Origin of the sequence: Paenibacillus larvae subsp. larvae (assembly GCF_002003265.1) — a bacterium.
In the GTDB taxonomy this organism is placed as follows: domain Bacteria; phylum Bacillota; class Bacilli; order Paenibacillales; family NBRC-103111; genus Paenibacillus_H; species Paenibacillus_H larvae.
In genome coordinates, this window is the sequence record NZ_CP019687.1 from 2,616,924 (window position 1) to 2,631,407 (window position 14,484).

Below are 14,484 nucleotides of genomic sequence, written 5' to 3' on the forward strand. Positions count from 1 at the left end.
TTCATTGATATTCTCATGCTAACCAAAGTAGCATCCGTTGTCAAACGGAGAAATAAAGAAAAGATCCCTTTCTAATAACAAAAATCCCGCTCTATATGGAATAGAGAAGGATTTAAGCTCCCGAAGGAATTATCCGGAATATTTATCGATTATTTTCCAAGCCGGTCAAGCGTCATGGAATAACCGTCATTACCGTAATTCAAGTTGCGTTTGACACGGGAGATTGTAGCGGTACTAGCCCCCGTTTCTGCTTCGATCTGATTATACGTACAACCTTTTCTCAGCATTCGAGCCACTTCAAGCCTCTGGGATAGAGATTGAATCTCGTTAACTGTACATAAATCATCAAAAAACACATAACATTCTTCCTGGTTTTTCAAGGTCAAAATGGCCTCAAAAAGCTGGTCGATTGCCTTGTCATTCAGCTTTTTCAGCTGCATGTCATCTACCTCCGGCTTATTGTGAGTTTCTTCGGTTTTGCTGCTTATACAAGCTCAATCTATAAATTCGACACTATCTATTATAACTCCTTTCTTCACAATATCAAAACGTTAAAATTTTTATGCGTTAGTGAACTAAATAATACCAAAAGCACGATAATCCGGGCGTTCGTCCATACCAATCATTTGCCTATCACATACACTGTACTAAAATCTAATCATAAAAGGGTTGTGAAGCGAGTGACTTATCCTTATTGGCCTCCACGAAACGGCTTCCCCAGAAACAGAGGGTTGCCCGAAGTACGTATAGGCAGCTTTAATCCGCAGCCAGGCTCCTTTTCTCCAGGTTCTTTCCTGCCTGAATCTTTTTCAGGCCCTGGCCCCGGTCCTGGTCCTGGTCCTTCTCCTGGTCCCGGAGGTTTCTCAGGTCCTCCCGCTCTTTTTGGCGGAGGCGGGGGCGGAGGGATTACTTCGGAGGCGGAGGTCCGCAATTCCCGGCACCGGTTAATCAGGGAGCTTCTCAGTCAGGAAAAGCCTCAGGCGGCGGTTTTAACATGGACCAGATCAAGTCCTTTGTAGACCGGATGGGAGACATTGACGGGATCGTAGGCACGGTCGGTAAAGTACAGAAGATTGTTTCAAGTTTTCAGCAAGTTGCCCCTATGCTCAAACTCCTGTTCAATTCTTTTGGTTCCAAGGCCTCCACTAACAATAAAAGAGAATTATCCGGACAATCTTCCAGGAGGCGTAAAAAACGGGGACTTCATTCCGGACAATACCGGACCTATAGGCCTTATAATTCCAAAAAGAAAAAAAGAAGACAACGGTCATACAGATAGTAAACTCTAATACACCAAAAAAGCAGCCATCCGGCTGTTTTTTTGTTCAAAGGAATACCGGGGACTCATGCTGCCCACGCAATCATCTTTCTTCGGTTAGCCGTTTTCATTGTTCCTCTTGAACAACAAATTAATCTTTTCTCCTATTTCAATTTACATGTATGCATCCGATAACAATATATTAAGTTGAAAAATATCCGGGTACCACATGGGCAAATTAATTTGCCAAAATTTAATGATCCCTCTTTTGTGTTTATTCTTGGAAAGTAACCCATGCATATTTTCATAGATTTTACATATAATGGATATTAAAGCTTACTTAAGGAAAGGCGGCTTATTTATGGTCAACAAATGGATTACTCTGCCGGCAGCAGTTCTTTGTGCCGGTTCACTCCTGCTTTCAGCCTGTAATGACGGGAGCCCGGTATCTGTTTCTTCTGCTCAGCCTGCACCTACCACGGCTCCAGTACCGGCTCCGACACCGAAATCGGAAGAAACGGCTCTTACAGCTCCCCTTACCGGGCTTCCTGTTAAACAAAAAGTGGACAAACGTCCTATGATGGTGATGATCAATAACCAGTCCCAAGCAAGACCCCAGTCCGGGCTGACTCATGCGGATGTACTGTACGAAGTGCTGGCCGAAGCAGAGATCACCCGGCTTGTTGCCTTGTTCCAAAGTAATAAAGCCGATGAACCGGTCGGTCCTGTCCGCAGCATCCGCCCTTATTTTATTGAGATCGGGAAGATGTATGACGCCATTCCTGTTCACGCTGGCGGAAGCCCGGATGCCTATGCTATGCTTCAGAACGAAAACATCCAGGATATTGATGAGATTGCGAATGCAGGTGCCTACTTCTGGCGGGAAAGTTTCCGCAAAGCTCCCCACAATCTGTACACCAGACTTTCCAAACTGGATGCGGGAGCAGCCAAGCTCGGATACCGGCAGACTTTGAAATCGGCAGCATCCCCTGTTTTTGCTCAGGTTAAAGAAACTCCTTCCGGAGAGCCGGCTGCCAAGGCGGAGATTACCTTTTTGCTGAAAAATTATACGGTTTCTTACAAGTATGAACCCTCTAACGGTACTTACAAGCGGTCCATCAACGGAGAACCCCATATCGATCTAAACAACAAACAGCAGCTGGATACTAAAAACGTGATCATCCTGGGTGCGGAACACAAAGTGCTGGACAACGAAGGAAGACGGGAAGTAAAGTTAACCGGTACAGGTCCCGCATACGTCCTGCAGCAGGACAGGCTCATTAAAGGGGAATGGCAGCGCAGCAAGGAAAACGAGTTGTTCAAGCTTAAGAAGGACGGGAAAGAAATTCCTTTACTGCCGGGAAAAAGTCATTACCTGATCGTCCCGGATAATCCTTCCTTCGAATCTCATGTAAAGATTACAGCGGATCAATAAAAAATATGAATGAAATAAGCATAGGCCCCTTCTGTTTCGGATAAGAAAAAAAGGGGCTTTTTGCCGTGTGATATACTGGGGACATGAAGGAAAGGCAGGCGATAGCGATGAATAAACAAACCGTACAAAAGAAACCGGAAACCTGCGATTATTCCCTGCTTTTGTTTGATGGTGCGTGTAATTTGTGCAGTTCAGCCGTCCAATTTATTATCAGAAGAGACCCTGCCCGCCGGTTCCGTTTTGCTTCCCTGCAGTCTGAAACGGGCATACGAATGGTTCGGGAATTAGGGCTTTCCCGGGAGCTAAATACCCTCGTATTGATTGAAGGCGGCCGGGGCTATACGAAATCCACCGCTGTCTTGAAAATTGCCGGTAACCTCCGCCAGCCTTGGCCCTGGCTGAAAATCATATGGATTATCCCCCGTTTTATCCGGGATTTCGGCTATATATGGGTTTCATGTAACCGATACCGCTGGTTTGGAAAAAAACATCAGTGTATGATTCCAACTCCGGACAACAAGGAACGTTTTATAAATTGGTAGAAAAATTCCCCCGGGGACGGCCAGCATAAAAAAAGCAGTTTATGATGATCAAACCTCATAAAGGAAAGCTCCATATCGGACTGGCCTTATCCGCTCCCGTAGAGCACCCTAAACTCCTATCCCCTAAAGGGCTTGGCGCAAACGCCCGCATCACTCGGCAATTTATTATCGGAAGCAGGGAAGACCTGACTCCCGACTTGTGAGATTTGATCGAACTGTCTTACCAGGAAAACGAATCCGTAATACCACCATCGTAATAGCTTGTATGCTAAAAAAATCCGGATAACCGTCCCATGAAACGGTAATCTGGATTTTTATATCGGTTTTTATCCGCTTTTACGGGCAGCAGCTGCCTTTTCTTCATCAGTACGGGTCATCCACTGCTTGATAATTAAAGAAGTGGTCGGATGAAGGGGCGGCAGATCATGCATTTCCCTCCATTCAATTTGACGGCTCTGTACTTTGGACTCACACTGGGTTCCGCTGGATATCTCCGTACAAAAAACACCTACAACCTCCTGCACCTGCTCCCCTTCTCCTTCCGGGGCTGGAAGTTCTGGTGTACAAAATACCTTCCATACTTCAAGTTCTCCGGCATGAACCCCCGTTTGGGCTGCCAGTTCCCTTCGTGCCGTTTGTTCCAATGTTTCTCCCCGTCTGGCGGCTCCTCCCGGAAGCTCCCACACATCCGAACCCGGCTTTCTGTACAGGAGAAGTTGTTTCGAGTCCCGTATAACAACAACAGCGGCAACAGGAGAAAAGACGAGTTCTTCGTTCCCCCCTGATGAAGCTCTTGTCCGGATTCCATTCATCCACATCCTTCCTTTGGCATAGAAGCATCGATTTACGCGTCTATAAGGTCTGGTCTTGCTGCTTACAAGTTTTACTCATTTAACAATTTGTTCATTATTCACAATATGATTTTTACATAAATTAGAATTCCTGATGCTATCATAACAAAATGATTCGGGCATTACCAATCGGCCTGTCCTTGGTAGTGCTTATTACCCGATTTTTTTCCTTTTTTCTACTATTGATGCCTATCTCAACCTGGATTACAATTAATATGTAGGATTCCAAACTATGTATATAGCGTTTCAGTATGGGATACTACTATATGGAATTGATTAAACCCGGTATGAAGGGAGCGTGGAATCAAGATGTCCGGCTTGTTGGCTTGGTTAGGTACACATTGGCTTTCTTTGATTCTCATTATTGGCTGTATAATTGCTTTCCTTTATGTAACCTGCCACAAAGACAGTCTCCAAATTTATGAAGATGAAAACAGTACCAAGACTCCCCCGGCTGAAGCCGACCGGGAATCTTGACCATCCCCGCTGCTTATCTTATTGAGACTTCCGGCTGTGCCGGGAGTCTTTTGTATGCAGACAATATATGCCGCAAAAATAAAGAAGCAAAAGTTTTAGTTTCCGGCACTCTTAATCCCGGGAAATTTGAATGATATTTAATGGTGATTTCACGAAATTAAAGGTGCACGCTTTCACTTTACAGCCAAAAACTGTTCATCTAAAAACTGACTTGATCACCTTTCGGTGCGCAACCAGCACCTCCCTAGATCAATCTTCCCCCTCCTGTTGATAGCAGAAGTTGCATGCGGAAACGAAAAAGAGCAAAATAGAACCAGTAATCCGGGTAACCATTTTCGTCATCACGTTTGTCATGTGATATTCAGGCAGTTTCCGGCAACGGGAAATCCGTCACTTGGCTTGAGAACCTGTTTATTCGCCGGGGACGTTCTCTGATTACTTCTCAATGAAGGATGGAACTTTTTCAAAGACTTTGTCGACAGTCTGAGGAGTCCGGCCTCTGCAACAGGCCGGACTCCTTCAAGTACCTATATGTCCCCATTCACGGATTTCGCTATTTTCCTGCCCTATTCTGCCCTGGAAGCAATGACTTCACAGGCTTTTTTTGCAATATCTGTCCGGTAATGCATTCCCTCAAACGAAATATATCCCGCTTGCCGGTAAGCATTTTTTCTGGCTTCTTCCATGGAATCCCCCAAAGCAGTTATCCCAAGGACCCGTCCGCCGCCAGTAACCAGATGACCGGCTTGCAGTGCAGTTCCGGCATGGAATACAAGGGTCTCTTGTACCTTATCCGCTCCGCTAATAATCCGCCCTTTCGGATACGAACCAGGGTATCCTTCCGACGCCAGGATCACACAGACTGCGGATTGTTTGCTCCACCTGATTTCCACATCAACAAGACGCCCTTCCAGAGTAGCCTCGATGATATCCAGCAAATCCGTTTCCAGACGAGGAAGTATCACCTGCGTCTCAGGATCACCAAACCTGGCGTTAAATTCGATCGTCTTCACACCCTGTTCCGTCACGATAAGTCCCGCATACAGCACGCCGCGAAACGGGCGCCCTTCCTTCACCATGGCATCCGCAGCAGGCTGGAGAATATTCCGCACCGCCTCATCTACCGCTGATTCGGGTATATGAGGGACGGGGGAATAGGTGCCCATGCCTCCGGTGTTAGGACCGCGATTGCCGTCAAAGACCGGCTTGTGATCTTGGGAAGGTACCATCGGACGGACTGTGGAGCCATCTACGAAAGCGAGCAGAGACATTTCTTCACCCTCCAGAAACTCTTCAATAACCACCTGACTGCCCGATTGGCCAAAAGCTCCGTCGATCATCATATGCCGGATAGCCTGTTCGGCTTCTTCCCGTGTACGCGCTACAATAACTCCTTTGCCTGCGGCAAGACCGTCTGCCTTCACTACGATAGGAAGAGGTTGTGTCCGAACATAGGAAAGGGCTTCTTCCGCATCCTCAAAAGTACGGTAAGCCGCAGTTGGAATACCGTATTTATGCATCAAATCCTTCGTAAAAGCTTTGCTGCCTTCAATAAGGGCAGCACGCCGGTCAGGCCCATAGGCACGGACTCCGCGTTCTTCCAAGTAATCGACCAGACCACCCACAAGAGAATCATCCGGTGATACAAATACCAGATCGATCTTCTCCTGCTGTGAGAACTCGGCGATACGCGCGAACTCCATTTCTTCTATGGGCACACACTCGGCCAAGGAAGCAATCCCCCCATTGCCGGGTGCGCAGAACAGCTTGGTGATTTTCGGACTTTTGGACAACGACCAGAGCAGCGCATGCTCACGGCCGCCCCTTCCTATCATAAGAACCCGCATACCATCCGCTCCTTTTGCTCAATGTTTAAAGTGACGGACACCCGTCATAATCATGGCAATTCCATGTTCGTTCGCTACACGGATAGATTCCTCATCCTTAATGGAGCCGCCCGGCTGGATAACCGCTGTGATTCCCGCCTTGGCTGCCAGCTCCAGGGTGTCTCCCATCGGGAAGAAGGCATCGGAAGCGAGTACGGAGCCCCGTGCTTTAGCCCCCGCCTGTTCAATGGCGATGCGGGCGGAGCCTACGCGGTTCATCTGTCCCGCACCTACCCCAATCGTCATGTCGTCCCGGGCCAATACGATTGCATTGGACTTCACATGCTTCACGACTTTCCAGGCGAACAGCAGCTGCTTCATTTCCGCTACTGTTGGCTCACGGTCAGTCACAACTTTAAGGTCACTTTCACTCAGCCCGTAAATGTCACTATCCTGCACCAGAGTTCCACCTTCAACTGTCGTCAGAATACGGCGGGCCGGTTCTGCATTTCTACTATCAAAAGCCCCGAGAGAAAGCAGGCGGATGTTCTTTTTCTGCGTCAAGATATCCAGTGCTTCCTGTGTATACTCTGGCGCAATCACAATCTCCAGGAAGATTTCATGCAGAAGTTTGGCTGTTTCCCCGTCAATAGCGCGGTTGGCTGCCACGATCCCCCCAAAGATGGAGGTAGGGTCGGCTTCATACGCTTTCCGGTAAGCTTCCAGAATAGTAGTTCCAATTCCTGCGCCGCAAGGATTCATATGCTTCACCGCAACAACGGCGGGCTCCCGGAATTCTTTCAACAGTTGCAGAGCCGCATTCGCATCTTGAATATTATTGTAAGAAAGCTCTTTACCGTGGATCTGATCCGCATTGGCCAGATTGCTGGACCGGGATAACGGTTTGCGATAAAAAGCGGCCTGCTGATGGGGGTTTTCCCCATACCGGAGGTCTTGTACTTTTTCAAAAGTTACCGTTAGCTTCTCAGGAAATTTTTCTCCGGCCTGATCCTGTCAAATACTCGGCAATTAACGCGTCATAAGCTGCCGTATGGCGGAATACTTTTGCCGCTAACTGTTTTCGGGTAATGAGTGTGGTATCCTGGTCTTTTTGGATTTCTTCGATCACTTTGCCGTAATCTGCCGCATCCACGACTACGGTTACGAACGCATGGTTTTTGGCAGCGGAACGGAGCATGGCAGGACCGCCGATATCAATATTTTCAATGGCGGCCTTATAAGCCACATTCTCTTTGGAGATTGTTTCGGTGAACGGATATAAGTTTACGACGACCAGATCAATGTAACCAAGTCCCAGGTCCTTCAAGGATTGCTCATGCTTTTCATCGTTCCTGACTGCCAGCAAGCCGCTATGCACAGCCGGGTGCAGGGTTTTCACCCGACCATCCAGAATCTCGGGGAACCCCGTCACTTCAGAAATGCCTATAACCGGTACTCCCTTGTCTTTAAGCAGTGAAGCTGTGCCTCCCGTAGAGATGATTTTAACACCGGCCTCCGCCAGTTGTCTGGCAAATTCCACAATGCCCGTTTTATCCGAAACGCTGATTAATGCCCGTTTAATAGCCACGCCAACTTTCCTCCCTGTGTAATTGTTCAAGATATGAATCATTCCTAATGAATGGCCTTCCCTATAAACAGAAATGGTTCTTATTTTGGATTTCCTAATCAGAACGATACGGCCATTGTGCCTAAGAGAACAGTCATTTTAATAAACGGTTAAAAGCTGAATAATAAAAAGGATTTAAGGGCCAGGAATTCTTCTTCCCTTCCTTATCTTCTAACCGGGCAGACAGCAATCCAGCTTTACCTTTCTGCCCTCTAATCGTACCCGGTTTAACCGGAACTGTTCGATGACCCATGGCAGAAGCTTATGCTCCACCTGATGAATACGCTCCGCCAAAGTTTCTTCCGTATCATCATCTCTGATTTCAACTGCCTTTTGGGCAATGATCGGACCTGTGTCCATCCCTCCGTCCACATAATGAACGGTGACTCCTGTCCATTTTACCCCATATTCCAAATCATCCCCGATGCCGTTAACCCCGGGAAAAGCCGGGAGCAAAGACGGATGAATATTAATTAACCTTCCATAAAAAGCATCTACCAGTGTATTCGTAAGCAGTTTCATATATCCGGCCAAAACAACCAGATCAATCTCCCGGTGTTTCAATTCCTGAACCAAAGCCGCTTCATAATCAGCCCGGGTGTGATAATCTTTCGGGCGAAAAGCAAAAACAGACACTCCTGCCTGCTCCGCTTTGGCCACTACAGGTGCACTGGGACGGTCGCACACTAAAAGCGCAAGTTCTGCCTGAACCGTTCCCTTCCGGACAGCATCGGCAATAGCCTGAAAGTTGGAGCCTCTCCCGGAGGCGAAAACGGCAATCCGGTAACTGTTCATTCTAACTCCTCCGGCCCTGCAAACTTGACTTTACGGTTTCCTTCCGTAACCGTACCGATCCGGTACATCTTCTCGCCAAGCTTCCCGGCCAGCTTGAGAGCAAGACCGCCTTCCTCAGCAGGAACTACCAGTACAAGCCCGATGCCCATATTAAACGTCGTATACATATCACGCTGGCTAATTTGGCCTTCGCGTTCAATAAATTGGAAGATGGGGTGAACCGGCCAGGAACCTTTCATGATGGATGCATCCACATCCTCGGGCAGTATTCTCGGGATGTTTTCAATAAACCCTCCGCCTGTGATGTGAGCCATACCTTTGACGGTGAGCTCCTTTACAAGCTTCAGTACCGTTTTCACATAGATGCGCGTTGGTGTTAACAGCACGTCTCCGAGTTTGCCCCGGAGTTCCTCCATATGCTCATCCAGCGAATACCTCTTGTCTTCCAATAAAAGCTTGCGGACAAGGGAGAAACCATTGCTATGAAGACCGCTTGAAGGCAGCCCCAGTACCACATCACCGGGACGAATTGCGGAGCCGTCGATGATCTTGGGGCGATCTGCGATGCCTACTGTAAACCCTGCGATATCATAATCGCCATCCGCATACATCCCCGGCATTTCGGCTGTTTCGCCGCCTATGAGGCCGCATCCGGCCTGCACACAGCCTTCTGCAATTCCGGCCACTATCTTCTCAATTTTCTCCGGAACCACTTTGCCGCAAGCCAGATAATCCAGGAAAAAAAGCGGTTCTGCTCCCTGTACCACTACATCGTTCACACACATTGCAACCGCATCAATCCCGATCGTATCATGCCGGTCCATGGCAAAAGCCAGCTTCAGCTTGGTGCCGACCCCGTCTGTGCCGGAAACGAGCACCGGTTCCTCATACCGGTCTTTCTCAATCGAGAACAGACTACCAAATCCGCCAAAACCGCTCAACATTCCCGGGCGGGACGTTCTTAAGACATGCCGCTTTATCCGTTCTACCGCCTCATTGCCTGCGGCGATATTGACTCCCGCTTGTTTATAAGCTTCCGACACTTATGGCTCACTCCTAACTTTTGGTTGCATTATCGGCAATCGGCCAGAAAACCTTACATCAACGGCGCGCGTTGCGATGCTGAACAGCGGGCGGTCAGACCCCTATGCCACATCCCGCTGTTTCCTTATCCTGCTCTTCTGCCCTGGCCTTGCCTTTGTATTGTTCCGTACCATCAGATTCAAGAGAAGAGGATTTACTTGGGAAACTGCCCGGTTCCCGGCCCTCTCCATGAAGGGAGGTCGGATATTTATTATCAAAACATGCTGTACAATAGCCTCCTGCTTCACCTTGCCCAATAGAGGACAAAAGCCCTTCCTTGCTCAGGAAATAAAGGGAATCGGCATTGATGGCCTTGCGGATCTCCTCTGTACTTTTTTGGGCGGCAATCAGATCTTTCCGGTCTGGAGTATCAATACCGTAGAAGCAAGGGTTTTGAAACGGTGGAAAGCTAATCCTTACATGCACTTCAACAGCCCCTGCTTCCCTCAGCAAATTTACGATCCGGAGGCTGGTTGTGCCGCGGACAATCGAATCGTCGATCATCACTACCCGCTTGCCTTCCACTACTTTGCGGACAGCGCTTAGCTTCATCTTGACCCCCTGCTCTCTAAGCTCCTGGCTCGGCTGAATAAAGGTGCGTCCCGTATACCGGTTCTTGATGAGTCCAAGCTCGTAAGGAATACCTGTTGCTTCGGCAAAACCGATAGCCGCGGATATGCTGGAATCCGGCACTCCCGTCACAAGATCCGCTTCCACTGCGGCTTCGACCGCAAGCTGTTTCCCCATCCGTTTTCGCGCGGCATGAATGTTGATCGCGTTAATATCACTGTCCGGGCGGGCAAAATAAATGTATTCCATTGCACAGGTTGATTTAGGCTTCCGGGGAACGGACTGTTCCACATGCATGCCTGTATGGTCCATTACTACAATCTCTCCGGGTTCCAGATCCCGGATATAAGTCCCTCCTACTGCATCAAAAGCACATGTTTCCGAGGCAAAAAGGTAGGCATCCCCGAGCCGCCCCAATACAAAGGGCCGTAATCCGTCCGGATCGAGGGCGGCAATGAGTTTATCCTTGGTCAGGATCAGGAACGCATAAGCGCCGGTTACTTCGTTCAGGGCTTCTTTGACAGCATCCACAATCGAGTCATGCCGGGAACGGGCTATTAGGTGAGCGACCACTTCCGTATCGCTGGTCGTCTGAAAGATAGAACCCTGGCGTTCCAGCTTTTTTCTTATTTCCGCCGCATTTACCAGGTTTCCGTTAGTCGCAATGGCTAAATCCCCTTCTCTATATTTAAACACCAAGGGCTGGGCATTCTTGAGATGGCTCTCTCCGGCTGTGGAATAGCGCACATGGCTAATAGCCGAGGTTCCCTGCAGGGACCGGAGATTTTCGCTGTTGAAGACTTCCTTGACCAGACCCATTCCGCGGTAATAATGAAAGTTGTCTGGACCGGCCGTGCAGATGCCTGCACTCTCCTGACCGCGATGCTGTAATGCATGAAGGCCGTAATAGGCTAAAGAGGAAGCTTCGGGGTGCCCGAATACCCCGAAGACTCCGCATTCTTCACGGGGCTTATCCCTCCACAGGCCATCCTGTTCATTCACACCTTCGTTGAAATAGTCTCCCTTCCACAAAGCTTTCGGATTCAGTTCATCAAACATGGAATCGCATCCTTCCAAACCGCTGTGAGCCGCTCGACGGGCTGATCGACCACCGGTTTACCTTGGACTTGGATTTATAATGCTGTTCCTGTGACTATACCTGCCCTCTGATAAGGAACCTGGCTTTCTTCCAAATGACGCATCAGCTTTTCTGCGTGTTCAGGAGAAGAACTGAGCAGAATGCGGGACTGGCTTTCGCTAAAGAGCAGGTGATCCGGCCTAAGCCCGCTTGAAAAACGGACGCGGGCACCAAGACCGCCGCTGATGCAGGACTCCGCAAGAGCTACGGCAATTCCGCCCTCGGAAAGATCGTGAGCCGACGCAACCCATCCTTGTTGAATAGCGCTAAGCACGGCGCTTTGCAACTGTTTCTCCACATTCAGATCAAGTTCAGGCGGACGCCCTTCCGTCACTCTGTGAATGACATATTGAAATTCACTGCCCCCAAGCTCCGCTTTCGTCTCTCCAAGAAGGAAGATGATATCTCCTTCGTTCTTGAATCCCTGAGTCGTGATATGATCCGTATCGTGAACGAGTCCCACCATGCCCACTACCGGAGTCGGGTAGATCGCACCTTTGGCGTTCTCATTGTATAAACTTACATTGCCGCCGATAACCGGCGTATTCAATTCCCGGCAGGCTTCCGCCATACCGTCTACCGCCCGTTCCAGCTGCCAGAATATTTCCGGCTTTTCCGGGCTTCCGAAGTTAAGGTTATCCGTGATAGCAAGCGGTTCAGCCCCGGAGCAGACAACGTTGCGGGCCGCTTCGCATACGGCAATCCGGCCCCCTACTTCGGGGTCGAGATAGACGTAGCGGCCGTTGCAGTCAGTCGTCATCGCGAGCGCCTTGCGCGTACCGCGGATCGTGATGACTGCCGCATCGGAGCCCGGCCGCACAGCCGTGTTTGTACGCACCATATAGTTATATTGGGCGTACACCCATTCCTTGCTTGCCACTGTCGGCGAAGCAAGCACCTGTTCCAGCGCCGCGTTCAGATCCGTTACCTCCGGGTAACGGGTCGTATCGATCCCGGCGCTGGCAGTGTAATAAGCCGGAACCTGTGACGGCTTATAGTATACCGGGCACTCGTCGACCAGTGCCCGGACCGGCATATCCCCCACGATTTCCCCGTGGTGGATCAGCTTCAGACGGCCGTCATCGGTGACACGGCCGACCTTCGCACAGATCAGGCCCCAGCGTTCGAAGACCGCTTTGGCCTGTTCCTCATGCTGCGGCTCCACAACGAACAGCATACGCTCCTGCGACTCGGACAACATCATTTCGTAAGGGGTCATGCCTTCCTCCCGCTGGGGGACCTCGTCGAGGTTTAATTCCATGCCGCCCCCGCCTTTACTGGCCATTTCAGCACTGGAACAAGTGAGTCCGGCTGCGCCCATGTCCTGGATGCCCAGGACGATGCCGGAATTAATCAGTTCCAGACACGCCTCCAAAACCAGCTTCTCCATGAACGGGTCGCCTACCTGAACGGCCGGACGCTTGGCTTCAGATTCGGCCGTCAGTTCTTCCGAAGCGAAGGTTGCTCCGTGAATCCCGTCGCGTCCTGTGGCAGGCCCCACATAGAACACGGGATTGCCGGCCCCCTTCGCTTCCCCTTTTTGAATGCGGTCGTGACCGATAAGGCCAACGCACATTGCATTTACGAGCGGATTGCCTTCGTAGCTTTCATCGAACATGACTTCCCCGCCCACCGTAGGGATACCGGTGCAATTACCGTACCCGGCTATGCCTGAGACCACATGTTCGAATAAATATTTCACCCGGTCATTGTCCAGCTTGCCGAAACGTAAGGAATTCAGCACCGCTATTGGCCGGGCACCCATGGAGAATATATCGCGAATAATCCCCCCACACCGGTCGCAGCCCCCTGATAAGGCTCAATGGCAGAAGGGTGATTATGACTTTCAATTTTAAAGACAACGGCCTGCTGATCTCCGATATCCACGATTCCGGCGCCCTCTCCGGGTCCCATCAGAACCCGGGGACCGGAAGTAGGAAAGCGGCGGAGCAAAGGTTTCGAGTTTTTATAGGAACAATGCTCAGACCACATGACGCTGAACACGCCCGTTTCCACATAATTCGGCTTGCGTCCAAGAAAGTTGCAGATAAGGCTGTATTCTTCATCCGAAAGGCCCATCTGCTTGTAAATCTGCTGCTCATGAATCTGTTTCGCGGTTGGCTCTTTAGCGGATAGCTGCTGTGTCATGTTTTTCCCTCCAGGCGTTCAAGATCGAAGTAAACATGCGTTTGCCGTCAGCGGAACCGAGTAATTCGTGCACGGCACGCTCCGGATGCGGCATCATGCCGACGACGTTGCCCGTTTCATTGCAAATGCCGGCAATATCCTCTATCGATCCGTTCGGGTTGGTTCCCGGTGCATAACGGAACACAATCCGGTTTCCTGCCCGCAGTTCTTCCAGCGTCCGCGGATCGCAGTAATAATTGCCTTCCCCGTGGGCAATGGGAATCTGAATCACCTCACCTTGTTTGTACTCCCTGGTAAAAGGGGTTTCCCTATTTTCCACTACCAAAGAGGTTATCCCGCAGCGGAATTTCATAGAGTTATTGCGCAAAAGCGCACCCGGAAGCAGGCCGGACTCAAGCAAAATCTGAAATCCGTTGCAGATGCCCAGAATAAACTTGCCCTTTTTTGCAGCTGCCGCAAGAGCGGACATGACAGGTGCAAATCTGGAAATAGCTCCGCACCGCAAATAGTCTCCGTAGGAGAAGCCACCCGGGAGCAGGATACAATCATAAGCGCTTAAATCCGTCTCCGTGTGCCAAACATAGTCCACGGTCTGGCCTATCGTATCCTCAACCGCTTTATAGCAATCCACATCACAGTTGGATCCTGGAAATACGAGAACAGCAAATTTCATTCGTTACCCTCCCAAGCTTTTTCCAAATAGAATCCGGTTTTCACAGAAACGGGACAATTGG

11 protein-coding genes and 2 pseudogenes are annotated in these 14,484 nt (G+C 49.7%); 4 read left to right on the top strand and 9 right to left on the bottom strand.

Annotated features, from left to right (window positions below; translation table 11 throughout):
- Positions 1-149 precede the first annotated feature (149 nt).
- The gene (locus BXP28_RS13585; RefSeq protein ID WP_023485264.1) at positions 150-440 is read right to left on the bottom strand and encodes a YerC/YecD family TrpR-related protein; all 291 of its coding nucleotides are present in this window, start codon (positions 438-440) and stop codon (positions 150-152) included.
- Positions 441-994: 554 nt separating this feature from the next.
- Here BXP28_RS13585 and BXP28_RS13595 point away from each other — a divergent pair.
- From BXP28_RS13595 to BXP28_RS22840, 4 genes are all read left to right on the top strand, one after another.
- On the top strand, positions 995-1,279 hold the full coding sequence (locus BXP28_RS13595; protein ID WP_077585096.1) for a hypothetical protein: 285 nt from the start codon (positions 995-997) through the stop codon (positions 1,277-1,279).
- 340 nt (positions 1,280-1,619) lie between these two features.
- Positions 1,620-2,693, top strand: a complete 1,074-nt coding sequence (locus BXP28_RS13600; protein ID WP_036655286.1) for a DUF3048 domain-containing protein — start codon at positions 1,620-1,622, stop codon at positions 2,691-2,693.
- Between the two features lie 107 nt (positions 2,694-2,800).
- A complete protein-coding gene (locus tag BXP28_RS13605) occupies positions 2,801-3,235 on the top strand; it encodes a thiol-disulfide oxidoreductase DCC family protein (protein ID WP_024093391.1) in 435 nt (144 codons plus the stop codon).
- A 44-nt stretch (positions 3,236-3,279) separates the two neighbouring features.
- Positions 3,280-3,438 (top strand): hypothetical protein, encoded by a 159-nt coding sequence (locus BXP28_RS22840; protein ID WP_155116317.1) that lies wholly within the window; start codon positions 3,280-3,282, stop codon positions 3,436-3,438.
- A gap of 123 nt (positions 3,439-3,561) precedes the next feature.
- Here BXP28_RS22840 and BXP28_RS13610 read toward each other — a convergent pair whose 3' ends face one another.
- The 8 genes and pseudogenes from BXP28_RS13610 to purQ form a co-directional block, all read right to left on the bottom strand.
- Positions 3,562-4,047, bottom strand: coding sequence for an NUDIX domain-containing protein (locus BXP28_RS13610; RefSeq protein ID WP_179947325.1), 486 nt, complete (start codon positions 4,045-4,047; stop codon positions 3,562-3,564).
- A 1,082-nt stretch (positions 4,048-5,129) separates the two neighbouring features.
- Entirely contained in the window at positions 5,130-6,410 is a 1,281-nt protein-coding gene (purD, locus tag BXP28_RS13615) for a phosphoribosylamine--glycine ligase (RefSeq protein ID WP_023485269.1), read from the bottom strand.
- A gap of 18 nt (positions 6,411-6,428) precedes the next feature.
- A pseudogene (purH, locus tag BXP28_RS13620) lies at positions 6,429-7,977 on the bottom strand (bifunctional phosphoribosylaminoimidazolecarboxamide formyltransferase/IMP cyclohydrolase).
- Between the two features lie 210 nt (positions 7,978-8,187).
- Positions 8,188-8,811, bottom strand: coding sequence for a phosphoribosylglycinamide formyltransferase (purN, locus tag BXP28_RS13625; RefSeq protein ID WP_023485272.1), 624 nt, complete (start codon positions 8,809-8,811; stop codon positions 8,188-8,190).
- Positions 8,808-9,854, bottom strand: a complete 1,047-nt coding sequence (purM, locus tag BXP28_RS13630) for a phosphoribosylformylglycinamidine cyclo-ligase (protein WP_023485273.1) — start codon at positions 9,852-9,854, stop codon at positions 8,808-8,810. Before purM ends, purN begins: the two co-directional genes overlap by 4 nt.
- Before the next feature lie 94 nt (positions 9,855-9,948).
- Entirely contained in the window at positions 9,949-11,523 is a 1,575-nt protein-coding gene (gene purF, locus BXP28_RS13635) for an amidophosphoribosyltransferase (RefSeq protein ID WP_023485274.1), read from the bottom strand.
- Positions 11,508-13,750 (bottom strand): annotated as a pseudogene (purL, locus tag BXP28_RS13640) (phosphoribosylformylglycinamidine synthase subunit PurL). The gene purF and the pseudogene purL overlap by 16 nt, the downstream one beginning before the upstream one ends.
- A complete protein-coding gene (gene purQ / locus BXP28_RS13645; protein WP_023485275.1) occupies positions 13,728-14,423 on the bottom strand; it encodes a phosphoribosylformylglycinamidine synthase subunit PurQ in 696 nt (231 codons plus the stop codon). Before purQ ends, purL begins: the two are co-directional and overlap by 23 nt.
- Between the last annotated feature and the right edge of the window lie 61 nt (positions 14,424-14,484).